A 26,819-nucleotide genomic window follows, 5' to 3' on the forward strand; every position below is an offset into this window, starting at 1 on the left:
CGCCTGCGCGGACTCCGGGTCCAATGCCGCGTTTCTCGAGCCGGCTTCAGCCGCCTTCCCGTGGTTCCAGCCGGGGGCTTCAGCCCCCGGCGATCCGGCGCGTGCCTACCGCAGATCCCCCATCGCCACGCCCTGCATGTCGGAGAACACCTGGTTCTCGCCGCCCATCGCCCAGCAAAAGGTGTAGTTGCGCGTGCCGCAGCCGGAGTGGATCGACCACCCGGGAGAGAGCGCGACGTCGCCGTCGCGCATCACCAGGTGGCGGGTCTCGGTGGGCTCGCCCATCATGTGAAAGACGACGGCGTCCGCGGGGACGTCGAAGTACAGGTAGACCTCGGTGCGGCGCGCGTGGGTGTGCGCCGGCATCGTGTTCCAAACACTCCCCGCCTGCAGCTCCGTGACGCCCATCACCAGCTGCGCCGTGGGAACGCCGCCGGGGTGGAAGTACTTGCGAAGCCTGCGCTGGTTCGCCTGCTCGGGCGTACCCAGTTCCGTGAGGTCCGCCTCGCTCTGCGGCACGTGGGCGGCGGGGAAGGAGGCGTGCGCCGGGTAGCTCACCAGGTAAAAGCGCGCCGGCGTGGCGGGGTCGTCGCTGTGGAAGACGACCTCGCGCGTGCCGCGGCCAAGGTAGAGCCCGTCGCGGTTCGCCATCGTGTACACCGTCCCGTCCGCCGTCACGCGCCCGGCGCCGCCGACGTTGAGGATCCCCACCTCGCGCCGCTCCAGAAAGAACTCCGCCGCCATCTCCGGCGGCGCCACCAGCCCGATGCCGTCCCCGGCCGGGACGATGCCGCCGAGCACCACGCGGTCCAGCTCCACGAAGCGCAGCGTGGCCGCGCCCGGCTGGAAGAGTGCTGGAACGAGGAAGCCGGCCCGCAGCTCCTCGGTGGTCATGCGGCGCGTCTGTTCGGGCCCGGGAAGGTAGTGCATGGAAACCAGTGCGTTAGAGCGTGAGTGCGTTGGTCGTTCAGGTCACGATCATTCAAACCGGGCAACAGCAAGCCGGAAGATGCTGAGAAGCCATATCCGCTCCTCCAGCCAGTGCGTCGCGCGAGGTAGAACGCACTCACGCACTAACGCACTTATTTCAACGAGCCATCCATCCGCCGTCCACCACCAGCACGTGCCCGTTCACGTAGTCCGCGGCGGGAGAGGCGAGGAAGACGACGGCGCCGGCCAGGTCCTCCGCCTCGCCCCAGCGGCCGGCGGGGATGCGCGCGCTGATCTCGCCGGCGCGGACGGGGTCATCCTGCAGCCGCTGCGTGTTGTCGGTGCGGAAGTAGCCCGGCGCCACCGCGTTCACCTGCACCCCGTGGCGCGCCCACTCGTTTGCGAGGGCGCGCGTGACGCCGGCGACCGCGTGCTTGCTGGCCGTGTAGCCCGGCACGGTGATCCCACCGCTGAACGAGAGGAGCGAGGCGACGTTGACGATCTTCCCCGCGCCGCGCTCCACCATCCGCGCGCCGAGGCGCTGCGACAGGATGAAGACGGAGTCCAGGTTGGTGCGCAGGACGCGGTCCCATTCCTCCAGCGGGTGATCGACGGCCGGGTGGCGGCTGATGGTGCCGCCGTTGTTCACCAGGATGTCGATCGAGCCCGCCGCGCTCTCCGCGTCGTCCGCCATCGCCAGGACGGCCGCGCGGTCGGAGAGGTCGGCCTCCACCTGCCACGCCGTGCGCCCGGCGGCGCGCACGTACGCCGCCGTCTCGTCGGTCCCGGAGCGACGGGTGCTGGCGCAGACCACGTCCGCCCCCGCCTCGGCGAGCCCCACCGCGATCGCCTGCCCCAGCCCGCGGCTCGCGCCGGTGACCAGCGCGCGCTTCCCCGCCAGGGAGAAGCGCGCCATCATCGAAGCCGTCACCGCCCCAGCTCCAGCGCGGCCAGGATCAGCGGGCCCACGCCCTTGTAGTCGTCCGTCACCACCGGCTCGCTCGCGTAGTAGGCGAACGTCCCGTCGCGCACGGAGCCGTCGCGGCGCGGGTTGCCGCCCAGGCCGGAGACCTGCACCACGTTGACGAGCGACGAGGTGCCGTCCGCGTTGTCGCGCACCAGGTTGGTCAGCAGCCCGTCGAAGCCGCGCTCGGCGAAGCGACGGTAGTCCGCGTCCAGATAGCCGAGCCGCGCGCCCTTGGCCAGCGCGTACACGAACATGCTGGACGCGCTCCCCTCCAGGTAGTTGCCCGTGCGGTTCGGCTGGTCCAGCATGTTCCACCAGAGCCCCGTAACCGGGTCCTGCACCCGGGCGATCGCCTCGGCGGCGTCGCCCAGCTCGCGGATCAGGGCGGGGCGGTCCGGGTGGGTGGCGGGGAAGTGGTCGAGCGCATCCACCAGCCCCATCACGTACCACCCCATCGCGCGCCCCCAGAAGTTGGGCGAGAGGCCGGTGGCGGTGTCGGCCCACGACTGCGCGCGGGCGGCGTCCCAGCCGTGGTACATCAGGCCGGTGCGCGGGTCGCGGGTGTGGCGCGAGACCAGGAAGAACTGGCGCGCCACGTCGTCCAGCGCCGCGGGCTCGTTGAAGGTGCGGCCGTACTGCGCGTAAAAAGGCGCGCCCATGAAGAGCCCGTCCAGCCACATCTGCTGCGGGTAGATCTTCTTGTGCCAGAAGCCGCCCTCGGCCGTGCGCGGCTGCGTGCGGAGCTGCTCGCGCAGGCGGTCCGCCGCCCTGCGGTAGCGCGCGTCCCGCGTGCGCTCCAGCAGGCCGAAGAGGAGGCGGCCCTGCGCCACCTCGTCGATGTTGTACTCCGCGGGGTCGTAGCCCTCTATGGAGCCGTCCGGCTTCACCCAGCGGTCCATGTTGGTCCTGACGTACTCCATCATCGCGGCATCGCGGCGGGCGAGGCCCACGCGCTCGATGGCGCCCAGCACCACCCCCGCCGTGTAGTCCCAGCGGCGGTGCGTCTGCGGGTTGCGGCGCATCACCGAGCGGGCGATGCGCACGGACCACGGCTGCCCATCCGGCGAGCGGCGGGCGCGCGGCACGGCGTTGGGGATCGCCACCGGCGCGTCGTTCGGCTGCCGCGTCCCTTCGCCCAGCTGCTGCGCGGCGGGGAGGTGCGCGATCTGCGCCTGCGCGGGCGCCCCGGCGAGAGCGGCGAGCAGCAGCGCCGCGAGGATGCCTGGCGACTGAAGTCGCGGCAACAACCGCGGGAAGTCCGCCTTCGCGGACTCCGCATCCAGATCGCGCGCGAATCCAAGTCCCCGCAGGGGGACTTCCTGCTTTTGTTGCAGCGACTTCAGTCGCCGGCAACATGCCACGGCGCTCATGGCCGCACCGCGGGTGCGGGCACGCGGCGGTCGCTCGGCAGCAGGTCGGCGGTGGTCTTGTCCGGCGCCCGATGCGAGGTGGGAGTGGCGCGGGTGCCGTTGATGAGCACGTCGTCGAACACCAGCTCCTTCACCCCCTCCGCCATGTTCCCGCGCGCCACGCCATCGAAGCGGCTGTCGATGATGCGGATGTTGGAGATCTCGGAGCGCGGGTAGGCGCGCATGTACAAGGCGTAGTTGCTCTTGCTGCTGGTGACGTTGCGCATCTCCACGTTGCGCACCACCGGCACGAAGGGGCCCGCCTGCCCCTCCTCGTAGTACAGGTCCACCGAGAGCACCGCGTCCTTGACCTGCCCCACGGTGACGTTGCGCATGTAGACGTGCTCCAGGATGCCGCCGCGCATCGCGTTGTTCTTGAAGCGAAGCGCGCGGTCCAGGTTGGGCGAGTCCATGCGGCAGTTCTCCACGTACACGTGCCGCACCCCGCCGCTGATCTCGCTCCCCAGCGTCACCCCGCCGTGCCCGTCCTTCATCTGGCACTCGCGGATGACGATGTTCTCGCTGGGCACGTTGATGCGCCGCCCGTCGGCGTTGCGGCCGCTCTTGATGGCGATGCAGTCGTCGCCCGTGTCGAAGAGGCAGTTCTCGATCAGCACGTCGCGGCATGACTCGGGGTTGCACCCGTCGTTGTTGGGCCCGTGGCTCACCACCGACACGCCGCGCACGGTGACGTTCTGGCAGAGCACGGGATTGATCTGCCACATGGGGGAGTTGATGATCGTCACCCCCTCCACCAGCACGTTGCGGCAGCGATACGGCTGGATGAACTGCGGGCGCAGGTACGATCCTTCGGCGAAGACGCGCTCCTGCACCGGGACGCCGGCCTCCATCATCTGGCCCAGGCGCTCGCGGGCGGGCTTCTGGTTGGGCACCCGGTCCCACTCCGGGTGCGTCTTCCACGCACCCTTCCACGGCCACCAGATGGTGGTGGTGGCCTGCCCATCCAGCGTCCCCTTGCCGGTGATGGCGACGTTCTCCTGCTCGAAGGCGTAGATGAGGGGCGAGTACCCCATCATCTCCATCCCCTCCCAGCGCGTGAATACGACGGGGAGGTAGTCCCTGGGGTTCTGGCTGAACGCGACCGTCGCGCCCTCGGACACGTGCAGGTTGACGTTGCTGCGCAGGTGGATGGGCCCGGTGAGGAAGCGCCCCGCCGGCACCACCACCCGCCCGCCGCCCGCCGCCGTGCACGCCGCGATCGCGCGCCGGAACGCCTCGGTGTTGTCGCGCGTGCCGTCGCCCACGCCGCCGAAGTCGGTGACCGGGAAGTCGCGCGCGGCGAAGGTGGGGGGCCGGATGCGCGCCAGGATCCCCGGCACGCGCGCCCACCCGGCCGCCTCCACTCCGCCGCCGAGAGTCGCGCACCCCGCCAGGAAGCCGGGCCCGATCAGCGCGGCCCCCGCCCCCAGCGACAGGGTGCGGACGAAGTCACGCCTGGAAAATTCGTGGTTCGGCATGTCGCTCCCGGGCCTCCACGGCCCCGCCATCGGGTGAATTTGTACCAGATTAGAGCGAATTGCGGGGGCGGGCCCCCTCCCCCGCTCGTCACCTCGCGGCCCCTCCCCCAAAAACTACCTGGGGGAGGGGCGTACGCGCGCATCTGCCTGTGGTGCCATCGATCCGTAGGGGCGCGATTCATCGCGCCCGCCCTCCGCCCCGCCTCGACCCTCGCGTTTTCACACCAATGTCCGCCTGCGCGAACTCCGGGTCCAATGCCGCGTTTCTGGAGCCGGCTTCAGCCGCCTTCCCGTCGTTCCAGCCGGGGGCTTCAGCCCCCGGTGCCCCGGCCCCCGGTGATCATTCCGCCCCCTACGCCACCTGCGGCGCCGCGAACAACGGCGCCGCCACCAGCGCCGTGGCACCGCGCAGGCGGGGATGCGTGCTGGTCTGCTCCGGAATCACGGGCGTCGCGGCGGCGGCGCGGGTCAGGGCGCGGCCTTCCACCTCCTCGCGCACCAGGTCGGCGATCAGGTCCCACCCCGCCGTGATCTCGCCGCCGACAACGATGCGCGACGGGTTCAGCGCGTTCACGATCATCGACAGCCCCAGACCCAGGTAGCGCCCCGTCTCGCGGATGGCGGAGAGGGCGCGCTCGTCGCCGGAGCGGGCGCGGCGCACGAGGTCGGTGACGGTGATGTCGTGGCGCTTCAGCAGCTCGCGCGACTCGGCGGGGGAGATGTCCTCCGCGCCCAGGTAGCGCCCCAGCGTCGCCAGGTTGGAGGTGTACGCCTCGAAGCACCCGCGCGCGCCGCACAGGCAGCGCGGCCCTTCCGGGTTCAGCGCGATGTGCCCGAACTCGCCCGCGGTGTGCGAATGCCCGCGCACCACCTGCCCGTTCACCACCATCCCCGCGCCCACGCCGTCGGACACGGTGACGTACACGAAGTCGCCCGCGCCGTCGCTGCGCTCCCCCAGCCACATGTGCGCGAGGGCGCAGGCGATGGGCGCGTTTTCGATCTGGACCGGCAGGTCGAGCGCGGCCTCCAGGGCTTCGCGCACGTCCACGTCGCGCCAGCCAAGCTGCGGCGAGTTGAGGATGCGCCCCGTGCCGCTGTCCACCATGCCGGGCACCACGAGCCCGACCCCCTGCACCTGCCAGCGCGCAGCGTAGCCCTCCACCAGCGTCTCCACGCGCGCGGCGATCTCCGCCACCAGCTCGTCGGGGTTGGTGACGGTGTCGAAGCTCTCCAGCGCGATCTCCGTCCCGTTGAAGTCGCTCAGCATCACGTAGGTGCGGGTGAAGCGGACGTCGACGGCCACCACCAGCCGGTCCTGCGTGCGCACCCAGAGCATGGTGGGCTTGCGGCCGCGGGCCGCCTCGCCCACGTCGCCCTCCATGATGGCGCCCTCGGCCAGCAGCTCGCCGGTGAGCGTCGTCACCATCCCGCGCCCGATCTCCATCATGCGCGCCAGGTCCGCGCGCGAGATGGGCTGGTGCTCGCGCACCAGGTTCAGCAGGATCTGCCGGTTGATGTCGCGCGAGGTGGAGCGCGTCGCGCGCTTGAAGTCGAGGGTGTTGATCTTTCTCATTCGGCTTCCGAATGGCGGCCCGATTGCGTTGCTTCCGCCCCGTGCGAAGAGGGTGCCAGGGGCGTCTGGCCGCTCCCCCTTGCGTTTTGTTCTACGCGAGAACAAATTGATGGAAAGGCGTTCCGGACGCAAGGGTCCAGGTGCCGCGGGGGTGAGGTTGAGCGTGTAATCCGCTCCCGTGGAACCCCTTATGTTCTCAGATCGAGCAAATGCCGCGCTCCCTCCGGCGGCGCGTCAATATCTTTCCCGAGCCCGAGTTTCCATGAGCACGCTCGAGATTCCCGCCGTCCAGGCGGTCGCCGCCGATACGCTGTTCCTGCACCCCGACCGCTTCTTCGATCCCGACCCGTCCGTCCGCAAAGTGGCGCGCACCCTGTACGAGGGCACGCGCGACCTTCCCATCGTCGCGCCGCACGGGCACGTGGATCCGCGGCTGCTGGCGGAGAACGAGCCGTTTCCGGAGCCCACCGCGCTCCTGATCATTCCGGACCACTACATCTTCCGCATGCTGTACTCGCGCGGCATCCCCATGGAGTCGCTGGGGATCCCCGCGCGCGACGGGGCGGAGGTGGAGAGCGATCCGCGCAATATCTGGCAGCTCTTCGCGGAAAACTATTACCTCTTCCGCGGCACGCCCACCGGGGTGTGGCTGGACCACGAGCTGCGCCACGTCTTCGGGGTGCGCCGTAAGCTGACGGGCGCCACCGCGCAGGCCGTGTACGACGAGATCGCGGAGAAGCTCGCCTCGCCGGAGTTCCGGCCGCGCGCCCTCTTCGAGCGCTTCAACATCGAAGTTCTGACGACCACCGACGCGGCGAGCGACACGCTGGAGCACCACCGCGCCATCCGCGAGTCGGGGTGGCGGGGCAGGGTAATTCCCACCTTCCGCCCTGACGCCGTCTTCCGCATCGCCGCGCCGGCGTGGCGCGACGAGATCGCGAAGCTGGCGCGGGCGCACGGCGCGCAGATCGCGGACTACGCGGGGTTCATCCGGGCGCTGGAGGAGCGGCGGGCCTTCTTCCGCTCGATGGGCGCCGTCGCCACGGACCACGCGGTGGTGGAGCCGCGCACCGAGCGCCTGCCGGAAGACGTGGCCGAGCGCCTCTTTGCCCGCGCCCTGGAAGGCGCGGCGACGGCGGGCGACCAGGCACGCTTCGAGGCGCACATGCTGATGGAGATGGCCCGCATGTCGTGCGAAGACGGGATGGTGATGCAGCTCCATCCCGGCGCCCTGCGCGATCACAACGGGATCATCTTCGACCGCTTCGGGCTGGACAAGGGGGCGGACATCCCCGTCGCGACCGAGTACACGCGCAACCTGCGCAACCTGCTCAGCGCGTACGGCAACGACCCGCGCCTCCGGCTGATCCTCTTTACGCTGGACGAGAGCACCTACGCGCGCGAGCTGGCGCCGCTGGCCGGGCACTACCCCGCGCTGCGGCTGGGGCCGCCCTGGTGGTTCCACGACAGCATCGAGGGGATGAAGCGCTTCCGCGAGCGGACCACCGAGACGGCCGGCATCTACAACACGGCCGGCTTCAACGACGACACGCGCGCCTTCTGCTCCATCCCCGCGCGCCACGACCTGGCGCGCCGCGTGGACGCCAACTGGCTGGCTGGCCTGGTGGCGCGGCACGTGATCGAGCTGGACGACGCGCGCGAGATGGCGCACGCCCTGGCGTACGGCCTGGTGCGCGAGACGTACCGGCTGGACGGAGGGCGATAGGATGCCCGCGGTGATGGCGGCGAAGCCGGAGGCGGTGCTCATCCACCCCGCGGACAACGTGGTGGTGGCGACGATGCCGCTCCCCGCCGGCCACGAGGTGGTGGTGGAGGGCGCGGCCGTCGTGCTGCGCGACGAGGTCCCCGCCGGCCACAAGATCGCCCTGCGCGCGCTGGCCGAGGGGGAGCAGGTGGTGAAGTACGGCTTCCCCATTGGCCTGACGACGGCGGCGGTGCCGGCGGGCGGGTGGATCCACTCGCACAACCTGCGCACCGGCCTTTCCGGCACGCTGGAGTACCGCTACGACCCCGCGCCCCGCGCCGAGCGCCCCGCCGGCCCCGTGCCCACCTTCATGGGCTTCCGCCGCGCCAGCGGGCGCGTGGGGACGCGCAACGAGATCTGGATCGTGAACACCGTCGGCTGCGTGAACACCGCGGCGGAGCGGATCGCGCGCGCCGCCACGGAGCGCTTCGCGGGGCGGGTGGACGGGGTGCACGCCTTCAGCCACCCGTACGGATGCAGCCAGCTGGGCGACGACCTGCACAACACGCAGCACGTCCTGGCCGGCCTCATCCGCCATCCCAACGCGGGCGGCGTGCTGGTGCTGGGCCTCGGCTGCGAGAACAACCAGATGGCCGAGCTCCTCGCGCTCGCGGGCGAGCTGGAGGGCAACCGCATCCGCTTCTTCAACACGCAGGACGTGGTGGACGAGGTGGAGGAGGGGGTGCAGGCCGTGGAGTCGCTGGTGCGGGCCATCGAGGGCGACCGGCGGGTGGAGTGCCCGGCCAGCGAGCTGATCCTGGGCCACAAGTGCGGCGGCTCGGACGGCTTCAGCGGGATCTCCGCCAACCCGCTCGTGGGCCGCATCGCGGACCGCGTGACGGCGCTGGGCGGCGGCGTCATCCTCACCGAGGTGCCGGAGATGTTCGGCGCCGAGCAGGTGCTGATGAACCGCGCCGCCAGCGAGGAAGTCTTCCGCGACGTCGCCGCCATGATCAACGACTTCAAGGAGTACTTCCTCCGCCACAACCAGCCCGTGTACGAGAATCCCTCGCCGGGCAACAAGGCGGGCGGCCTCACCACGCTGGAGGAGAAGTCGCTCGGCGCTATCCAAAAGGGCGGCCAGGCCACCGTGCAGCGCGTGCTTCGATACGGCGAGCCCGCGGCCACGGGCGGCCTCTCGCTGCTCGAAGCCCCCGGCAACGACGGCGTCTCCTCCACCGCGATGGTGGCGAGCGGCGCGACGATCCTGCTCTTCACCACGGGCCGCGGCACCCCGCTCGGCTTCCCGGTGCCGACGATCAAGATCTCGTCCAACAGCGCCATCTTTGAAAAGAAGCCGCACTGGATCGACTTCAACGCCGGCGCTCTCCTGGACGGCGTGGCGACGCTGGACGGCATCGCGGACGAGCTCCTCGCCACGATCCTTGAAGTCGCCTCCGGCCGCCAGACGAACAACGAGAAGCACGGCTACCGCGAGATCGCCATCTGGAAAGAGGGAGTCACGCTATGAAAAAACAGCGGGCCTCACACAGAGAACACAGAGATAACGACGAGCCGCAGAGAACCCCTTCTTTCGTTCTTTCTGTACCCTCTGTGTCTCTGTGTGAGGCTGTTGATTCATGACCTTCCCCCGCCTTGGCCGCGCACTCGTGTCGTCGCCCGAGTTCCAGGCGCGCCACGACGTCGCCGTGCCCGCGCCCGAGCTGCTCGACCTCCCGGAAAAGGTGGTCCAGTTCGGCACCGGCGCCTTCCTGCGCGGCTTCGTGGACGCCTTCCTCGACACCGCCAACCGCGAGGGCCGCTTCGCCGGGCGCGTGGTGATGGTCGGCAGCACCGGCAGCGGGCGCGACGAGGTGCTGAGCGCGCAGGACGGCCTCTACACGCTGGCGCTGCAGGGGATCGCGGACGGCGCGCCGCACCGCGAGCACCGCATCATCGCCTCCGTGAGCCGTGCGCTCTCCGCGCGGGCGGAGTGGGACGAGGTGCTGGCGTGCGCGCGCGACCCGCAACTGGAGCTCGTCTTCAGCAACACGACCGAGGTCGGCATCGTGCTGGACGAGGGCGACGAACCGAACCTGGACCCGCCGCGCTCCTTTCCCGGCAAGCTCGCGCGCTTCCTGTACGAGCGCGCGCAGGCCTTTGCGTACGATCCCGCGCACGGCGTGGCGGTGATTCCGTGCGAGCTGATCGAGGACAACGGCGACCGCCTGCGCGACATCGTGCTGGAGCTGGCGGAGCGCTGGGCGTTCAGCCCGGATTTCGCCGCGTGGGTGCGCGAGGCCGTCCCGTTCTGCAACACGCTGGTGGACCGCATCGTCCCCGGCGCGCCTACGGAGGAGGAGGGCGCCCGCCTGCGCGAGGAGCTGGGCTACGAGGACGGGCTGGTGACCACGAGCGAGGTGTACGCCCTCTTCGCCATCCAGGCCCCCGCCGCCGCCCGCGCGCGCCTCGGCTGGGCGGAGTCGGACGCGCGCATCGTGCTGGCGGGCGACGTGGCGCCGTACCGCGAGCGCAAGGTGCGGCTCCTCAACGGTGGGCACACCATCACCGTCCCCGCCGCGCTGCTGGCTGGATGCACGACGGTGCGCGAGGCGGTGGAGCACGAGTCGGTCGGCCGCTTCCTGCGCCGCGCGATGTTCGAGGAGATCGTCCCCATCGTCGACGCGCCCGGCGCCGAGCGGTTCGCGCGCGAGGTGCTGGACCGCTTCGCCAACCCCTTCGTCCACCACGCCCTGTGGGACATCACCCTGCAGGGGACGATGAAGATGAAGGTGCGCGTGGTGCCATCCATCCTCGACTACGCGCAGCGGAACGGGAGCGTGCCGGATTCGCTGGCGTTCGGCTTCGCGGCGTACCTCCTCTTCATGCGCGGCGACCTGCACGCGGCGCGCGCGGCGCAGGGGCTCCCGGTGCCGCGCGACGACCAGGCGGAGCGGCTGCGTGCGCTGTGGAGCAAGGCCGGCGGCGCGAACGCGGTGGCGCGCCCCGCCTGCGCGGACGAGACGCTCTGGGGCACCGACCTGACCCAGGTCCCCGGCTTCGCGGACGCGGTGGCCAGGCACCTGGCGCGCATGGACCGTGAGGGGGTGCCCGCCGCACTGGAAGCACACCTCGCCGGGGCCCGCCCCACGTGACCCCCAACGGAGCTCACCGATGCAAGTAATGGAAGCGGTCGGCGCGCGCGAAGACCTGGTGGCGCGGCTCTGCGCGTCCGGCGCCGTGGCCGTCATCCGCATGCCCAGCGCGGAGGATGCCTTTCGCGCGATCCAGGCGCTGCACCAGGGAGGCGTCTCCTCCATCGAGGTGACGCTCACCACGCCCGATGCCCTGCGCCTGATCGAACGTACGTCCCGCGAGCTGGGCGACGCGGTGCTGGTGGGCTCCGGCTCCGTGCTGGACGCGGACTCCGCGCGCCGCTCTGTGGAGGCAGGGGCGCGCTACGTGGTGAGCCCCGTCTTCAAGGAAGAGGTCGTGGCCGAGGCGCACCGGCTGGGCGTACCCGCCATCCCCGGCGCCTTCACCCCCACCGAGATCCTGCGCGCCCACGAAGCCGGCGCGGACCTGGTGAAGCTCTTTCCGGCGGATACGCTGGGGCCGGCGTTCCTCAAGGGCGTACTGGGGCCGATGCCCTTTCTGCGCATCATCCCCACCGGCGGGGTGACGCCGTACAACGTGGGCGACTGGCTGCATGCCGGCGCCGTGGCCGTGGGGCTGGGGAACGCGCTCGCCGACCCGCGCCTGGCCGCCGCCGGCGACTTCGCGGCGCTCACCGACCGCGCGCGCACCGTCTCGCGCGGCGTGGCGATGGCGCGCGCCAGCCTGGCCGGAGCCCCGCGATGAAGCGCGTCGTCTGCTTCGGCGAGCTCATGCTGCGCCTCTCGCCCCCGGGCGACGAGCGCCTCTTCCAGTCGCCCGCGCTGCGCACCTTCTTCGGCGGCAGCGAGGCGAACGTGGCGGTGAGCCTGGCGCACCTCGGCGTGCGCAGCGACTACGTCACGCGCCTCCCCTCCAACGCCGTCGGCGACGCCGCGCTTGGCGCCCTGCGCGCGGAAGGGGTGGGCGTGCGCGGCGTGGTGCGCGGCGGCGAGCGGCTGGGGATCTACTTCGTGGAATCGGGCGCCGACCTGCGCCCCATGCGCGTCGTCTACGACCGCGCGGGCTCCGCGTTCAGCGCTCTGGATCCGTCCGAGATCGACTGGGAGAGCCTGCTGCACGGCGCGGCCTGGCTGCACCTTTCGGGAATCACCCCCGCGCTGGGCGAGGGTCCCGCGCGGGCCGCCGCGCAGGCCGCGGAAGCCGCGCGCTCGCTGGGCGTGCGCGTGAGCGTGGACCTCAACTACCGCCCCGCGCTGTGGAAGGGCCGCGACCCCATCCCCGTGATGCGCCCGCTGGTCGCCGGCGCCAGCGTGCTGGTGGGGAACCCCGGCGCGGCGGCCGCCATGCTCGGCGTCGGCGCGGGCGCCGAGGCGTCCGAGAGCATCCGCCAGAGCGCGGAGCGGATCGCGGAGGAGCTGGGGATCGCCACGGTGGCGCTCACCCGGCGCGAAGTCATCTCCGCCAGCGAGCACGGCTGGAGCACCCTGCTCTACGACCGGCGCACGGCGGAGCTCCACACCAGCCGCCGCTACCAGGTGCGCGTGGTGGACCGCGTGGGCGGCGGCGACAGCTTCGCGGCCGCGCTCATTTTCGCCCTGCTGCAAGGGCGCGAGTGCAAGGACGCGATGGAGTTCGCCACCGCCGCCAGCGCGCTCAAGCTCACCATCCCCGGCGACTTCAACCGCGTCTCGGCGGATGAGGTCGAGCGCGTACTGCACTCCACTCATTGAGATCCTCATGAGCTCCGCCACCTCCCCCAACGCCCCGCTCACGCCGGATTCCAACGCCGTCCCCGTCGCGGACGTGCCGCCCCCCCCGGGCTTCGGCTACCGCTGGACGATCTGCGCGCTGCTCTTCGCGGCGACCACGATCAACTACATCGACCGGCAGGTGCTGGGTCTGCTGGCGCCCATGCTGCAGACGGAGATCGGGTGGACCGAGTCGCAGTACGGCGACATCGTCTCCTGGTTCAGCTTCGCCTACGCCCTGGGCTTCCTGGGGATGGGGCGGCTGCTGGACAGGATCGGCGTGCGCAAGGGCTTCGCCTTCGCCATCGTGGCGTGGAGCCTGGCGGCGATGGCCCACGCATTCGCCCGCACCGCCGGGGGCTTCGCGCTGGCGCGGGGCGCGCTGGGGCTGGGCGAGTCGGGGAACTTTCCAGGGGCCATCAAGGCCACGGCCGAGTGGTTCCCCAAAAAGGAGCGCGCCTTCGCCACCGGCATCTTCAACGCCGGCAGCAACGTGGGCGCCATCGTGGGGCCCTTCCTGGTGCCCTGGATCGCGCTCAACTGGGGGTGGCGCTGGGCGTTCATCGCCACGGGCGCGCTGGGCTTCGTCTGGCTCCTCTTCTGGCTCCCCATCTACCGCGAGCCGGAGCACCACCCGCGCGTGTCGGCGGCCGAGCTGGCGTACATCCGCAGCGACCCGGTGGAGCCCACCACGCACGTGCGCTGGCTGAGCCTGCTGGGGCACCGCCAGGCGTGGGCCTTCATCCTGGGGAAGTTCCTCACCGACCCCATCTGGTGGTTCTATCTGTACTGGCTCCCCAAGTTCCTGGACGCCAACTGGGGGGTGAAGCTGGCGGGCGTGGCGCTTCCGCTGATGGCCATCTACCTGGTGGCGGACGTGGGCTCGGTGGGCGGCGGGTGGGTTTCCAGCGCGCTGATCAAGCGCGGCTGGACGGTGAACAAGGGGCGCAAGGTGGCGCTGCTGATCCCCGCGATCCTCATCGTCCCCACGATGTTCGCGCCGCACGCCCCCACCCTGTGGACGGCCATCGCCATCGTGAGCGTGGCGGCGGCGTCGCACCAGTGGTGGTCGGCCAACCTGTTCACGACGGCCAGCGACATGTTCCCGCGGCGCGCCGTGGCCAGCGTGGTGGGGCTGGGCGGCTTCGCGGGCGCGATGGGCGGCGTGCTCTTTCAGCGCGCCACCGGCCGCATCCTGGAGTCGACGGGAAACAACTACTCCATCATCTTCATGATCTGCGGCCTGGCGTACGTCACCGCCTGGGTCGTCATCCACCTCCTCGCGCCGCGCCTGGAGCCGGCGGTGATGGAAGGGGAATAAGGCCGGGGGCTGGTCGCCGGGGGCGCATACGCCGGGGGCGCATACGCCGGGGGCTGAAGCCCCCGGCTGGAACCACGGGAAGACCGCTGAAGCGGTCTCGGGGCCGGGGCATTGAATTCCGCCCCCTCTCTCGATAACGGAGGGCGGAGCCCTCTCCTGTTATCGGGAGAGGGGGCAGCGAGGAACGAGCGGGGGTGAGGGCCATTTGACCACAGAACGAGCAAAAGCAATGAAACGCATCCTCCTCCTCGTGCTTCCGCTCCTGGCCGCGTTCGCTTCGTGGGCGCCGCCGGTGACGGTGTACCTGGCCGGCGACTCGACGATGGCGCAGAAGCTCGTCACCCGGCGCCCGGAGACGGGGTGGGGCGAGGCGTTCCAGCAGTACTTCGACGTCGATCAGGTCCGCATCGAGAACCACGCGCGGAACGGACGCAGCACGCGCACCTTCATCGAGGAAGGGCGCTGGCAGGCCGTGGTCGACAGGCTGCGGCCGGGCGACTACGTCTTCATCCAGTTCGGCCACAATGACGCCTCGGTGGAAAAGGTGGACCGCTACACGCCCCCCGCGGACTACCGGCGCAACCTGGCCCGCTTCGTGGCCGAGACGCGCGCAAAGGGAGCGAATCCCGTCCTTCTCACGCCGGTGCGCCGCCGCAAGTTCGACTCGGCGGGGACGCTGGTGGACACGCACGGCGAATATCCCGACCTGGTGCGGGCCGTGGCCGCCGAGCAGCGCGTGCCGCTCCTGGACATGCACCGGCTGAGCGCCGGGGCCCTCACCCGCCACGGCGCCGAGGGGTCGCGCCGGCTCTTCCTGCAGCTCAGGGCGGGGGAGAACGCCAACTACCCGCAGGGGCTCGAGGACAACACCCACTTCTCGCCGCAGGGCGCGGAGGTGATGGCCGCGCTCGCCGCGGAAGGTCTCCGGGAGCTCGGCATCGGGCTCTCCGGCTTCGTCCGCACACCGGGCGCACCCGCGCCCGCACCCACACGGTAAGGCGGACATGCGACGCACAACGATCATCCTCTGGGCCGCCCTCTGCGGCGCCGCCCCCCTCGCCGCGCAGCAGGCCGCGCGCGAGGAGGCACTCCTGGCCCCCGCCCGCATCGCCGCGCTCCCCGCGGCGGAGCGGAGCGCGTGGGAGCGCTACCTCGCCACTTCGCGCCAGCTCGGGGAAGCCGACCGCGCGGTGATGGCCGCCGAGCTGCGCCAGGCGGGGCTGGAGAAGGCCACGCCCGCCCCGCACGGCGATGGCTTCAACGTGGAGCCGCGCATGACCGGCGCCTGGTGGGCCTCTCCGGAGGCGCGCCAGATCGCGGAGTCCATCGTCTCCTTCCAGACCCCCGCGGGCGGATGGTCGAAGCGGATGGAGTTCACCCGCACGCGCCGCCCGGGCGAGAGCTGGGCGAGCGAGGGGAACTGGAGCTGGGTGGGGACCTTTGACAACAACTCCACCACCGCGCAGCTCCGCTTCCTGGCGAACACCGCCGCCGCGACGGGAGAGGCGCGCTACCGCGAGTCATTTCGCAGGGGATTGGAGTACCTGTACCGCGCCCAGTTCCCCAACGGGTGCTGGCCGCAGGTGTACCCGCTCGTCGGCGGCTACCACGACGCGGCGACGTACAACGACGACGCCATCGCCAACATCCTGCGCGTGCTGAACGACGTGGCGAACGGCGAGATGGGCGGCCTGCCAGAGCCCGAGCGGCGCCGCGCGGCGGAGAGCGTGCGGCGCGGCGTGGAGTGCATCCTCGCCAGCCAGGTGATCGTCGATGGACGGCGCACCGTGTGGGGCCAGCAGCACGATCCGCTCACCCTGAAGCCCGCAAAGGCGCGCGCGTACGAGCACATATCGCTCGCCGGCCGCGAGAGCGCTGGAATCGTGAACCTCCTCCTGGAGGTCAAGAACCCGGATGCGCGCGTGGTCGCCGCCATCCGCGGCGCCGTGCAGTGGTTCCGCGACGCAACAATCTGGGGCTACGAGTACACCCCGCGTGGCGGCCTCACCGCGAAGCCGGGCGCGGGCCCGCTGTGGGCGCGCTTCTACGAAATCGGCACCAACCGGCCGATGTTCAGCAACCGCGACGGTGTGGTGCGCTACCGCTTCGACGAGCTGGAGGCGGAGCGCGCCCGCGGCTACGCCTGGTACACGGACGAGCCCGCCACCACGCTGCGCCGCTACGAGCGTTGGGCGCGCACCAACGGCATACAGGCGGCGCGCCCCGCCACGGCCGCCCCCTCCGCCGTCGTGGACGCAGCCTACCGCGGCCGCGATGGCGCCACCCGCAACGGCGCGCGCATCTACCGCACCATCGGCGCTGCGCTGGCGGCGGCCCCGGCGACGGGCACCGCGCCGTACGTCATCTCCATCCGCAACGGCCGCTACCGCGAGAAGCTCACGGTGGACCGCCCCAACGTCCACTTCATCGGCCAGAGCCGAACGGGCACAGTGCTGACCTTCGACGCGGCGGCGGGGCAGCGCAGCCCTGGCGGGTGGACGTACGGCACGCGCGGCAGCTTCACCCTGCGAATCGCCGCGCCGGACTTCCGGCTGGAGCGCATGACGGTGGAGAACGCCTTCGACTACATGGCGAACAACGCCAAGGCGGACGCGGACAGCACCAAGCTGCAGGGCTCGCAGGGCGTGGCGATCATGCTGGACGAGGGGAACGACCGCGCCGTCTTTCGCGACTGCGTGATCAGCGGGCACCAGGACACGCTCTTTCCCAACGCGGGCCGCAGCCACTTCCGCGGCTGCACGATCTCGGGCAGCGTGGACTTCATCTTCGGCGCGGGGGTGGCGGTCTTTGAGGACTCGGACATCGTGTCGCGTGACCGGGGAAGCCCCACGAACAACGGCTACATCACGGCCCCGAGCACCCTGATCTCGCAGCCGCACGGCTTCGTCTTCATCCGCAGCCGCCTTAAGAAGGAGCGCCCCTCGATGGCGCCCGCATCGGTCGCGCTCGGACGCCCCTGGCACCCCTCGGGCAACCCGAACGCCATCGGCAGCGCCGTCTTCATCGACACCTGGATGGACGACCACGTCACCGCGCGCGGCTGGGACACGATGAACAGCACGGACGCCGCTGGCAATCGCGTAGTGAACCGCCCGGAGGACGCACGTTTTCGCGAGTACGGCAGCACGGGCCCAGGTGCCGCCCCGCACCCCTCCCGCCCCCGCCTGTCGGACGCGGAGCGCGCCGCCCTCACCCCGTCCGCCATTCTCGGCGGCTGGGTCCCGGCGCCGTAGATCGGCTGGGGCTTGGCTGTGGCGAGTGAACTCGCGGCAACAACAGCACAAAGTCCGTCTTCGCGGACTCGGGGGTGAGGTCCGCGCGGGTGGCGGTATCGCGGCGCCGCAATTCATCGCGCCCACCCTGCGCGTGCCTCGACCGTCGCGCCTCACACCGATCCGGTAGGGGCCGCCCCACGTGGCTGCCCGTGCCTGTACATGCGCCGCGGCCTGCTTTCAGGAGCGAATTGATTCGCCGCTGGAAACAAGCGAACTCGCCTGCGCGCACCCGGGCAGAAGGTTCGTGTGTACGGCAGGGCGCTGAGGAACGCAGACGGAGGGCAGACACGCAGGTCTGCCCCCCACGAGTTCGGATTCGGATTCGGTGCGGACGGCAGGTGACGGAGCAACCCGTGACGCGGGCGAGGGCATTGCCATACGTGCGGAGTTCCGCCCCCTCTCTCGATAACAGAGGCGCAGCCTCTCCTGTTATCGGGAGAGGGGGGCAGCGAGGAACGAGCGGGGGTGAGGGCCCTCCAACCGACTGTGCCACAGAGGGATTGCGCTCTTGTCACGACCCGTGTACTATTCTCCGGAACATTCGTTCTAATAGAGAACAAATCCGTTCTGCCGGTTCAGGCTTCACCCAAATCAAGCTCGCAGGACAACACTTGCACGCCCCGCCTCCTCCCCGGAAGCAGGAACGCGCATCCTGTCTGATTGATTTGTCCTAAGTTAGAACAAAGACCCAGCTTCATGGGACGACGCTACTCCGCATCGGTGCGGTGCGCCGTCCGCAGCCGCCGCGGCTGCAACGTTCCACCCGACCCCAGGGTCACCTCTTTCCGGAGAGTCCAGGATGAGATGGACAACCAAGCTCCTCTGCCTCGTGGCGCTCGCGGCCATGCCGGCCGCACTCGCCGCCCAGACCGGGGGACGCATCAGCGGCCGCGTTACCGAGGGCGAGGCGCGCCCCCTCTCGGGTGCCGCGGTGTCGGTGGTGGGGACGCAGGTGAGGACCGTGACCGGCCCCGACGGCCAGTTCACCCTCACCAACGTACCCGCCGGTAGCCAGCGGGTGCGGGCCAGCCGCGTGGGCTACGCGGACCAGGAGCGCGCCGTTACCGTGGCGGCGGGAGAGGCGGCCACCGTCAACTTCGCGCTCAGCGCGCAGGCGGTGCAGCTGGAAGGGGTGGTGGCCGTGGGCTACGGCACGCAGCGCCGCCGCGATCTAACCGGGGCCGTGAGCTCGGTGAACATGGAGGCGATCGAGAACAAGCCGGTCACCTCCATGGAACAGATGCTGGAGGGCACCGCCCCCGGCGTCCAGGTGTCGCAGGCGTCCAGCGCGCCCGGCGGCGGCATCTCCATCCGCATCCGCGGCGGCACGTCGGTCAGCGAGAGCGTGAGCAACGAGCCGCTCTACGTGATCGACGGCTTCCCCATCGAGGTGGACTACGCGGCGGACAACAACCGGCTGGGCGGCGGGCGGCAGAGCGGGATCACCGTTCCCACCAACCCGCTGACCTCGCTGAACCCGCGCGACATCGAGTCGATCGAGGTCCTCAAGGACGCGTCGGCCACGGCCATCTACGGCTCGCGCGCCGCCAACGGCGTGGTGATCATCACCACCCGCCGGGGTCAGGTGGGCGCGCCGCGCTTCAACTTCGAGGCGTTCACCGGCACGCAGAGCGTGGCCAAGCGCTACGACCTGCTCGACGGGCCCGAGTTCGCGCTCTTCGCCAACGACTGGGCGGCGAGCCAGAACCAGGACCCCATCTACGCGGACCCGAACGCGGTCGTCAGCACCAACTGGCAGGACCGCATCTTCCGCAGCGCCCCGCTCCAGAGCTACCAGATCTCGGTAACGGGCGGCACCGCGGGTGAGAACGCCACGCGCTACGCCATGTCGGGCGGCTTCTTCGACCAGCAGGGCGTGGTGATGGGGAGCGACTTCCAGCGGATGTCGCTGCGCCTGAACCTGAGCCAGGACCTGCGCGGCCGGCTGCGGCTGGGCACCACGCTCACCGGCAGCCGCGTGCAGACCAACTTCGCGCCGACCGACGGGGCCGTGGGCGGCAACGACATGTCGTCGGTGGCCGCGGCGCTCCAGTCGATCCCCACCCTGCCGGTACGCCGGGCGGACGGCTCGTACAGCAACATGCTGGACGACGCCCCCGTGGCGCTGACGGCGCAGGACATCATGAACCCGGTGGCCGTCCTGGAGAACATGGACGACCAGCTGGGCGACACGCGCATCCTGACCAACACCTTCGCCGAGCTCGACCTGGCGCGCGGGCTCCGCTTCCGCACCACGCTGGGCGCCAACGTCACCAACCGCGAGCGCGACACCTACTGGCCGCGGGAGACGCTGCGCGGCGAGCAGGTGGGCGGGCAGGCGATCCGCGGGCGCAACGAGTCCACCTCGTTCCTCAACGAGAACACGCTCTCGTTCGACCGCTTGTTCGGCCAGAGCCACTCGCTGAACACGGTGGTCGGCTACACGCGCCAGCGGCAGGACAACACCAGCACCAGCATGCAGAACGAGGGGTTCATCAGCGACATCCTCGACTACGAGGACATCGGCTCGGGGAACCGCTCGGGCGGCCCCATCGTCAGCTCCGGCAGCACGCGCACCACGATGGCCTCGTACCTGGGCCGCGTGAACTACAACCTGCTGGGCCGCTACATCTTCACCGTCACGGGGCGCTACGACGGCTCCTCGCGATTCGGGCCGGACCGCAAGTGGGGCTTCTTCCCCTCGGGCGCCATCGCCTGGCGCGCGTCGGACGAGCCGTTCATCAAGGAGAACGCCGCCGCCATCAGCGACCTGAAGCTGCGCACCTCGTACGGGCGCACCGGCAACGCGGCCATCAGCCCGTACCAGTCGCTCGCCTCGCTGGGCGGCCGCACCACCACCTTTGGCGGCGTCATCGTCCCCGGCTACCGGCAGACGCGGCTGGCCAACGCGGACCTGGGCTGGGAGACCACCACCCAGTTCGACGCGGGCGTGGACATGGGGCTGTTCGACCAGATGATCACCCTGTCGGCGGACTACTACAACCGCCACACGGAAGACCTGCTCATGCAGATCGAGCTTCCGTACGAGACGGGCTTCCGCAACGCCTTCCGCAACGCGGGCGCGGTGCGCAACCGCGGCTTCGAGCTCAGCCTGGGCCTCAACGCGCTGCGCGGCGACGGGCGTGAGTCGGTGCGGTGGAGCAACAACCTCAACTACTCGCGCAACCGCAACCTGGTGCTGGACCTGGGCGGGCTGGACGTGCTGCGCGTGCGCGGCATCAGCTCCAACTTCAACTTCCCCGGCACGCACGTACGCGTGGGGCACCCCATCGGCGTCTTCTACGGCTACCGTACGGACGGGCTCTTCCGCGACTCGGCGGAGGCGGCGGGGTACGGCGCCACCCTCCCCAACCGGCGCTTCCAGGCGGGCGAGGCGCGCGTGCTGGACCTGAGCGGGCCGGAGAACAAGCCTGACGGCGTCATCAACGAGCTGGACCTCACGGTGATCGGCGATCCCAACCCGGACTACAACCTGGGGTGGAGCAGCACCATCGGCTGGCGCGGCTTCGAGCTGTCGTCGCTGGTGAGCGGGGCGTTCGGGGCGGACGTGCTGAACCTGAACCTGATCCGCGTGGAGAGCGGCGCGCCCTCCACCAACATCACCCGCGACCGCTTCTACGACCGCTGGACGCCGCAGACCCCGGACGCGAAGTACCCGCGCATCGGCACGTCGTCGCAGTCCATCGGCTCCAACTACGTGGACACCATGCTGGAGGACGGGTCGTACCTGCGCCTCAGCAACCTGACGCTGGGCTACACGCTTCCCACCCGCCTGGTGGCGAGCCGCGGCCTGCGCGAGACGCGCGTGTACGTGACGGGCACCAACCTGCACACCTGGACCAAGTACAGCGGCTACAACCCAGACGTCAGCAGCATGGGCGTGGGGAACGTGAACCGCGGCGTGGACGTGGGGGCCTATCCCCTCGCCCGTACGGTGACGATCGGCTTCAACGTCGGCTACTGAGGAGGAGAGGATGACCAATCGATTCATAGCCGCCGCGCTCGCCGCACTCGTACTGGGCGCAGCGGCCTGCGACAACAGCGACTTCCTTACCGAGGTCCCGGAGGACTTCGTGGGGCCCGAGAACTTCTTTCGCAACGCGGACGACGCCCTCGCGGCCGTGAACGGGGTGTACGCCGGATTCGTCTCGCCGCTCAACTGCGGCAGCGACGACTACTACGGCCGCAACTTCATCATGCTGGTGGAGTACCCGGGCGAAGCGGTGACCTCGCGCTACAACGCCGTGCACGACCGCGGCAGCATCGACGCGCTCAACATCACCACCGAGCACCCGTACACGGCCAGCACCTGGCTCTGCGCGTACTCGGCCATCGGCAGCGCGAACCTGGTGATCGCCAACGTCCCCAACACGCCCAACATGGACGTGGCGCTGCGCGACCGCGTGGTGGCGGAAGCCCGCTACCTGCGCGCGATACACTACTTCAACCTGGTGCGCCTCTTCGGCGACGTGCCGCTCCGCCTGGAGCCGGTGGACCCGCGCGGCAACCTGACCATGCCGCGCACCCCCGCCGCCCAGGTGTACGCCGCCATCATCGCGGACCTGGACTACGCCGCGGAGAAGCTTCCGGTGACGTACGCCGGCGTCCCCGGCCCCAACGTGGGCCGCGCGACCCGGGGCGCCGCGCACGCGCTGCTGGCCAAGGTGCACCTGCAGTTCGGCGCGGTGCACGGGGGAGGCACGGCCTCCTTCACCGCCGCGGCCGAGAACGCCAAGCGCGTGATGGACAGCGGGCAGTACCGGCTGATGCCGGACTTCGCCACCGTCTTCGCGCTGAACAACGAGATGAACCAGGAGGTCGTCTTCGCGGCGCAGCTCTCGCGCGTCTCCGGGCTGGGCGGGCGCCTGGCGCAGCACGTGGCGCCCATCGGCTCGGGGCTGAGCGGGGTGCAGCCGGGCGGCATCTCCTTCTACCCGGAGTGGCCCTTCCTCCGTGACTGGGCCAACGCGGACCGCCGCAAGGCCGCCACGGTGATCACCACGTACGTGCACCCCACGCGCGGGTCGCTTACCTGGACGCGCCCCATGACGGGCACGAACGCGCAGATCACCACCTTTCTGAACAACTTCGGGACGCCGGGCGGCGGGCCGTTCTTCTCCAAGTACCTGGACCCGCAGGCCACCACGGGCGCGGGCGACGAGAACGACATCATCCTGCTGCGCTACGCCGACGTACTGCTGATGTACGCCGAGGCGCTCAACGAGGCGTCCGGCCCCAACGCCCAGGCATACGCCGCGGTGAACGCGGTGCGCAACCGCGCCGGCTTGGCCAACCTGCCGGCGGGGCTCAGCCAGGCGGCGTTCCGCGACGCGGTGCAGATCGAGCGCCGCTACGAGCTCGTGCTGGAAGGGCACATCTACTTCGACATGCAGCGCCACTGGGCCTTCTCCAAGGCGCGCGTGGAGCGCCACATGCGGCTGGGCCTGCCGGTCGCCCAGGGCGGCGAGAACCTGAACGCGACGCCGTGGAACAACAGCGTGCCCAAGATCGGCATCGCCGGGGCCGTGGTGGAAGAGAAGTACCGCTTCTTCCCCGTCCCGGCCGCGGCGCGGGCCACCAACCCCGAGCTGACGCAGAACCCCGGCTGGTAAGGCGGTTCTCGGCTGGATGAAACCGAGGGGGCTCCGGGCGATCTGCCCGGAGCCCCCTCTCCATTCCTCCCCTCGACGGAACACGCGGCGCCCCTTCTGGTATTCCGTCGCACCTGCAGGCAAGCCGGGCAGTCTGCTTCACGCGAGTTAGGGGAACCCGTTTCGCGGTTCCCGGAGGGCATATACGATGGGAATGGAAGTTTGGATCGGCTGGGCCGGCCTTGCGGCGACGATGCTGCTGGTGGCGGTGGGTCTCCTCAACTTTTCGGTCTTCCGCGAGCAGCTCCGCATCGCGCGGGAGCAGATCGACACGGCGGTACGGCAGCTGGAGCTCGCGCAGCAGCAGCCGGACATGCACCTGATCCAGCGCGCCACCACGGAGGCGGCCAACCACATCCGCCTCCTGGTGGAGCGCCCCTACCTGCGCTCGTACTTCTACGAGGACGCGGTGTGGCGCCCCGGCGACGTGGCGAGCGAGGACGAGGTGAAGGCGATGGCGGAGTTGATCCTCAACAACTTCGCCTCGGCGCTGATGCACTCGGCGGCGTTTCCGCAGTACCCGGTGCGCGGCATCGACCGCACGATCATGTTCCACATGCGCCACAGCCCGATCCTTCGCGATCTGCTGATGAGCACATTCGACCGCTTCCCGTTCACCGGCCTCACCATCCTCTGCCTCCAGCACGAGTCGCCGGACGGAGTCGAATCCGATCTGCGCCGCCTGGTCGAGACGGAAGGCCTCGACCGCCGCGAGAGGGAGCGCCGGGAGGAGCTCCTCCAGATCTTCCGCGGCTCCGAAACGCACGAAGCCATGGAGTTCACCGCGCTCAGCATGCAGAAGCGCCGCTGAAAAGGCCTCACACAGAGACACAGAGGATCGGGAAAGATGAACGGAAAGGGCTTTCCTCTGCGTCTTTCCGTTCCCTCCGTGTTCTCTGTGTGAGGCTGTTGTCTTTCAGCGCAGCGGCTTCTTGAAGTTGCGGAAGATGGCGCGCACGAACTCCTCGCCGTCCCGTCCGTTCTGAAAGGTGGCGTGGAGAAAGGAGAGGACGCGCGCCGCCGGGCCGTCGAACTCCCACTCCACCATTTCGAAGTTGCAGTTGGTCAGCGACATCTCCGTCGTCGCGGCGTACACCAGCACGCAGCGGCGAAAGGTGCAGTTCGTGTAGCTGTTTCCGTCCAGCACCACCCGCTCGTCCTGGAAGGACTGATTCTCTATCTTCTTCATCGCTCTCGACCGCGTCAGTAAGGATGTGGATCGCCACGGGGCCGACAGAGTAACACACCCACCCACCACCGGGCCACGATGGAGCCGTCCGAGCTCGAGCAGATCCTGACCTTCCTCCGCGCCACGGAGCAGCTCAAGAACACGCACCGCAACTCGTGGACGTCCGAGGGGCGCCGCGAGAGCGTGGCCGAGCACACGTGGCGCCTCTGCCTGATGGCGATGCTCCTCGCGGACCAGTACCCGGAAGTCAGCTTCGCGCGCCTGGTGAAGATCTGCATCGTCCACGACCTGGGCGAGGCGATCGGCGGCGACATCCCGGCCGTCCACCAGACCGCCGGGGCGGGGAAGGCCCAGCAGGAGCGCCGCGACCTCCTCCAGCTCCTCCAACCCCTCCCGCCGCGCCTCCGCGACGAGATCACCGCGCTGTGGGACGAGTACGAGGAAGCGCGCACCCCCGAAGCCCGCCTCGCCAAGGCGCTGGACAAGCTGGAGACGATCCTCCAGCACAACCAGGGCGACAACCCGGCCGGCTTCGACTACCGCTTCAACCTGGACTACGGCAAGCGCTACACCGCCATGGACCCGCTCGTCACCACCATCCGCGAGATCCTGGACCGCGACACCGAGCGCCGGGCCAACGAGATGTAGCAGTTGGCGTCTCAGAGCCTCCAGATTCGCACCCCTTCGTCCGGCGCATTACATTGAGGCGCGCACCACGTCGCACCTACTTTTCGAGATGAGCTGAATGGCGGATATCGCAGTCGATCTGGGAACCGCGAACACCCTGATCCAGGTCAAGGGGCAGGGAGTCGTCCTCAACGAGCCGTCCGTGGTGGCGGTGGACCGCGCCACCGGCCGCCTCGTCGCCGCCGGGCTGGATGCCAAGCGGATGCTGGGCCGCACGCCGATGGGCGTCATCGCATCGCGTCCCATGCGCGACGGCGTCATCGCGGACGTGGACCAGGTGGAGATGATGCTCCGCCACTACCTGGGCCGCGTGCGCCGCCGCGGGCCCTTCCAGCAGAAGCCGCGCGTGGTGGTCGGCGTCCCGTCCGGCATCACGGAGCTGGAGCGGCGCGCCGTGCGCCAGGCGGTGCTCGCCGCCGGCGCCCGCGAAGTCTTCCTCATCGCCGAGCCCATGGCCGCGGCGATCGGCGTGGGGCTCCCCGTCACCGCCCCCACGGCCAGCATGGTCGTCAACGTCGGCGGCGGCACCACGGAGATCGGCGTCATCGCCCTCTCCGGCCTCGTCGCCGAGCGCTCCGTGCGCGTGGCGGGTAACGAGATGGACGACGCCATCGTCGCCGCCCTCCGAAAGCAGCACAACCTTCTCATCGGCGAAGCGACGGCCGAGGCGATCAAGATGCAGATCGGCTCCGCTCTCCCGCTGCAGGAAGAGCAGGTGATGGACGCCACCGGCCGCGACCTGGTAACGGGGATCCCCGCCAGTGTCCGCCTGCACTCCGAGGAGGTGCGCGAGCTGATCCGCGAGCCGATCCGGGTGATCGTGGCCGCCGTGCGCGCCGCCCTCGAGGTGGCCCCGCCCGAGCTCTCGTCGGACCTGGTGGACAGCGGGATGGTGCTGACGGGCGGCGGCTCGCTGATCCGCGGCCTCGACCGCCTCCTCACCCAGGAAACCGGCCTCCCCGTCCGTCGCGATCCGGACCCCATGACCTGCGTCGTCCGCGGCGCCGGGATGGTGCTCGACGAGTGGTCGAAGTACCAGGCCGTCCTGTCGCTCTGATCCGCGCCCGGGGAACTGACTGTATATAGGCGTGTACAGGGGCGCCCCGTGCGAAAACGCGGGTTGCGGGGTTGACGGTTCTGGACCAGCGGTTTATAATCTGCGCCCCCGATGAACGCCGCACGCGGCAGGGGTTGACGTCTCGGCAGAAGGGGTTTACGTTGAAGGGCTCCACCGGACAAGCTGCCGGTGGCGAGGGTGAAGATGGAAAACGCTAGTTTTCGCCCATTGACGATGCGCGATAAGTTGAGTAGCTTCAACGAGTTCGCCGCGGATCGGGTGCGGCGGAAGTTGTAAAAACGGGGGTTGACGAATCAGCAACGCCCGTTTATATTGAAGGACTGCGCGACGGGCCGGGTGAAACTGGCCGGGTTGCCATGGAAGACGCGGCGAAAAGAGCCGCGCGGAAGTTTTGACAAATCGGGTATTGGGGAGTGCTTTGTGCAGCCCGCGCGTAAGGAACGCGGAGCGGCCGTGTGGCACATCAGCCGGGGGCGTCACGTCTCCCGCCGTGCCTGCAGGTGTCCTAGAGGCATCGCACGGATTGCACACAACGTGAAGAAGAACCGAACGAACGATACAGTCGTTTGTTCTCTGGAGCTGTTTGAACTCATGGAGAGTTTGATCCTGGCTCAGGACGAACGCTGGCGGCGCGCTTAACACATGCAAG

General features: G+C 70.0%; 19 protein-coding genes and 1 rRNA gene. 14 read left to right on the forward strand and 6 right to left on the reverse strand.

The window, feature by feature from the left end; translation table 11 throughout:
- Window positions 1-105 precede the first annotated feature (105 nt).
- From kduI to VF584_18920, 5 genes are all read right to left on the reverse strand, one after another.
- Window positions 106-930 (reverse strand): 5-dehydro-4-deoxy-D-glucuronate isomerase, encoded by an 825-nt coding sequence (gene kduI, locus VF584_18900; GenBank protein HEX8212252.1) that lies wholly within the window; start codon window positions 928-930, stop codon window positions 106-108.
- 157 nt (window positions 931-1,087) lie between these two features.
- A complete protein-coding gene (kduD, locus tag VF584_18905) occupies window positions 1,088-1,861 on the reverse strand; it encodes a 2-dehydro-3-deoxy-D-gluconate 5-dehydrogenase KduD (GenBank protein HEX8212253.1) in 774 nt (257 codons plus the stop codon).
- Window positions 1,858-3,141, reverse strand: coding sequence for a glycoside hydrolase family 88 protein (locus tag VF584_18910; protein ID HEX8212254.1), 1,284 nt, complete (start codon window positions 3,139-3,141; stop codon window positions 1,858-1,860). The genes kduD and VF584_18910 overlap by 4 nt, the downstream gene beginning before the upstream one ends.
- 122 nt (window positions 3,142-3,263) lie before the next feature.
- Complete coding sequence (locus tag VF584_18915; GenBank protein HEX8212255.1) at window positions 3,264-4,784, reverse strand: glycoside hydrolase family 28 protein; 1,521 nt, start codon at window positions 4,782-4,784, stop codon at window positions 3,264-3,266.
- A 352-nt stretch (window positions 4,785-5,136) separates the two neighbouring features.
- Window positions 5,137-6,357 carry an ROK family protein gene (locus VF584_18920; protein ID HEX8212256.1) on the reverse strand — a complete coding sequence of 407 codons (1,221 nt, stop codon included), beginning with the start codon at window positions 6,355-6,357 and terminating at the stop codon, window positions 5,137-5,139.
- A 262-nt stretch (window positions 6,358-6,619) separates the two neighbouring features.
- Between VF584_18920 and uxaC the strand changes: the two genes are divergently transcribed.
- From uxaC to VF584_18975, 11 genes are all read left to right on the forward strand, one after another.
- The gene (gene uxaC / locus VF584_18925) at window positions 6,620-8,083 is read left to right on the forward strand and encodes a glucuronate isomerase (GenBank protein HEX8212257.1); all 1,464 of its coding nucleotides are present in this window, start codon (window positions 6,620-6,622) and stop codon (window positions 8,081-8,083) included.
- Window position 8,084: 1 nt separating this feature from the next.
- Window positions 8,085-9,593: an altronate dehydratase family protein gene (locus VF584_18930; GenBank protein HEX8212258.1), complete on the forward strand. Its 1,509-nt coding sequence runs from the start codon at window positions 8,085-8,087 to the stop codon at window positions 9,591-9,593.
- Window positions 9,594-9,702: 109 nt separating this feature from the next.
- On the forward strand, window positions 9,703-11,217 hold the full coding sequence (locus VF584_18935; protein HEX8212259.1) for a tagaturonate reductase: 1,515 nt from the start codon (window positions 9,703-9,705) through the stop codon (window positions 11,215-11,217).
- A 19-nt stretch (window positions 11,218-11,236) separates the two neighbouring features.
- Window positions 11,237-11,923 carry a bifunctional 4-hydroxy-2-oxoglutarate aldolase/2-dehydro-3-deoxy-phosphogluconate aldolase gene (locus VF584_18940; GenBank protein ID HEX8212260.1) on the forward strand — a complete coding sequence of 229 codons (687 nt, stop codon included), beginning with the start codon at window positions 11,237-11,239 and terminating at the stop codon, window positions 11,921-11,923.
- The gene (locus tag VF584_18945; protein HEX8212261.1) at window positions 11,920-12,909 is read left to right on the forward strand and encodes a sugar kinase; all 990 of its coding nucleotides are present in this window, start codon (window positions 11,920-11,922) and stop codon (window positions 12,907-12,909) included. Before VF584_18940 ends, VF584_18945 begins: the two co-directional genes overlap by 4 nt.
- A gap of 7 nt (window positions 12,910-12,916) precedes the next feature.
- A complete protein-coding gene (locus VF584_18950) occupies window positions 12,917-14,248 on the forward strand; it encodes an MFS transporter (GenBank protein HEX8212262.1) in 1,332 nt (443 codons plus the stop codon).
- Window positions 14,249-14,477: 229 nt separating this feature from the next.
- Window positions 14,478-15,245 (forward strand): rhamnogalacturonan acetylesterase, encoded by a 768-nt coding sequence (locus VF584_18955; GenBank protein HEX8212263.1) that lies wholly within the window; start codon window positions 14,478-14,480, stop codon window positions 15,243-15,245.
- Between the two features lie 7 nt (window positions 15,246-15,252).
- A complete protein-coding gene (pelA, locus tag VF584_18960; GenBank protein HEX8212264.1) occupies window positions 15,253-17,502 on the forward strand; it encodes a pectate lyase in 2,250 nt (749 codons plus the stop codon).
- Between the two features lie 841 nt (window positions 17,503-18,343).
- Window positions 18,344-21,529 (forward strand): TonB-dependent receptor, encoded by a 3,186-nt coding sequence (locus VF584_18965; protein HEX8212265.1) that lies wholly within the window; start codon window positions 18,344-18,346, stop codon window positions 21,527-21,529.
- Between the two features lie 10 nt (window positions 21,530-21,539).
- A complete protein-coding gene (locus VF584_18970; GenBank protein HEX8212266.1) occupies window positions 21,540-23,177 on the forward strand; it encodes a RagB/SusD family nutrient uptake outer membrane protein in 1,638 nt (545 codons plus the stop codon).
- A gap of 187 nt (window positions 23,178-23,364) precedes the next feature.
- Window positions 23,365-24,027: a hypothetical protein gene (locus VF584_18975; protein ID HEX8212267.1), complete on the forward strand. Its 663-nt coding sequence runs from the start codon at window positions 23,365-23,367 to the stop codon at window positions 24,025-24,027.
- Window positions 24,028-24,132: 105 nt separating this feature from the next.
- On the opposite strand, the gene VF584_18980 is transcribed toward VF584_18975, so the two are convergent.
- Window positions 24,133-24,405 (reverse strand): hypothetical protein, encoded by a 273-nt coding sequence (locus VF584_18980; GenBank protein ID HEX8212268.1) that lies wholly within the window; start codon window positions 24,403-24,405, stop codon window positions 24,133-24,135.
- 78 nt (window positions 24,406-24,483) lie between these two features.
- Here VF584_18980 and VF584_18985 point away from each other — a divergent pair, with 78 nt between their 5' ends.
- The 3 genes from VF584_18985 to VF584_18995 all read left to right on the forward strand — a co-directional run.
- Complete coding sequence (locus VF584_18985) at window positions 24,484-25,053, forward strand: HD domain-containing protein (protein HEX8212269.1); 570 nt, start codon at window positions 24,484-24,486, stop codon at window positions 25,051-25,053.
- Between the two features lie 97 nt (window positions 25,054-25,150).
- Complete coding sequence (locus VF584_18990) at window positions 25,151-26,149, forward strand: rod shape-determining protein (GenBank protein ID HEX8212270.1); 999 nt, start codon at window positions 25,151-25,153, stop codon at window positions 26,147-26,149.
- A gap of 609 nt (window positions 26,150-26,758) precedes the next feature.
- Window positions 26,759-26,819: ribosomal RNA gene (locus VF584_18995) — 16S ribosomal RNA — on the forward strand; the annotation flags it as partial.

Origin of the sequence: Longimicrobium sp. (genome assembly GCA_036389135.1) — a bacterium.
Lineage (GTDB): Bacteria > Gemmatimonadota > Gemmatimonadetes > Longimicrobiales > Longimicrobiaceae > Longimicrobium.

Excerpts from the sequence above, each read along its gene's own strand:
- kduI (HEX8212252.1), bottom strand. The coding sequence starts at position 930 with ATGCACTACCTTCCCGGGCCCGAACAGACGCGCCGCATGACCACCGAG.
- VF584_18915 (HEX8212255.1), bottom strand. The coding sequence starts at position 4,784 with ATGCCGAACCACGAATTTTCCAGGCGTGACTTCGTCCGCACCCTGTCG.
- VF584_18920 (HEX8212256.1), bottom strand. The coding sequence starts at position 6,357 with ATGAGAAAGATCAACACCCTCGACTTCAAGCGCGCGACGCGCTCCACC.
- uxaC (HEX8212257.1), top strand. The coding sequence starts at position 6,620 with ATGAGCACGCTCGAGATTCCCGCCGTCCAGGCGGTCGCCGCCGATACG.
- VF584_18930 (HEX8212258.1), top strand. The coding sequence starts at position 8,085 with ATGCCCGCGGTGATGGCGGCGAAGCCGGAGGCGGTGCTCATCCACCCC.
- VF584_18935 (HEX8212259.1), top strand. The coding sequence starts at position 9,703 with ATGACCTTCCCCCGCCTTGGCCGCGCACTCGTGTCGTCGCCCGAGTTC.
- VF584_18940 (HEX8212260.1), top strand. The coding sequence starts at position 11,237 with ATGCAAGTAATGGAAGCGGTCGGCGCGCGCGAAGACCTGGTGGCGCGG.
- VF584_18945 (HEX8212261.1), top strand. The coding sequence starts at position 11,920 with ATGAAGCGCGTCGTCTGCTTCGGCGAGCTCATGCTGCGCCTCTCGCCC.
- VF584_18950 (HEX8212262.1), top strand. The coding sequence starts at position 12,917 with ATGAGCTCCGCCACCTCCCCCAACGCCCCGCTCACGCCGGATTCCAAC.
- VF584_18955 (HEX8212263.1), top strand. The coding sequence starts at position 14,478 with ATGAAACGCATCCTCCTCCTCGTGCTTCCGCTCCTGGCCGCGTTCGCT.
- pelA (HEX8212264.1), top strand. The coding sequence starts at position 15,253 with ATGCGACGCACAACGATCATCCTCTGGGCCGCCCTCTGCGGCGCCGCC.
- VF584_18965 (HEX8212265.1), top strand. The coding sequence starts at position 18,344 with ATGAGATGGACAACCAAGCTCCTCTGCCTCGTGGCGCTCGCGGCCATG.
- VF584_18970 (HEX8212266.1), top strand. The coding sequence starts at position 21,540 with ATGACCAATCGATTCATAGCCGCCGCGCTCGCCGCACTCGTACTGGGC.
- VF584_18975 (HEX8212267.1), top strand. The coding sequence starts at position 23,365 with ATGGGAATGGAAGTTTGGATCGGCTGGGCCGGCCTTGCGGCGACGATG.
- VF584_18980 (HEX8212268.1), bottom strand. The coding sequence starts at position 24,405 with ATGAAGAAGATAGAGAATCAGTCCTTCCAGGACGAGCGGGTGGTGCTG.
- VF584_18985 (HEX8212269.1), top strand. The coding sequence starts at position 24,484 with ATGGAGCCGTCCGAGCTCGAGCAGATCCTGACCTTCCTCCGCGCCACG.
- VF584_18990 (HEX8212270.1), top strand. The coding sequence starts at position 25,151 with ATGGCGGATATCGCAGTCGATCTGGGAACCGCGAACACCCTGATCCAG.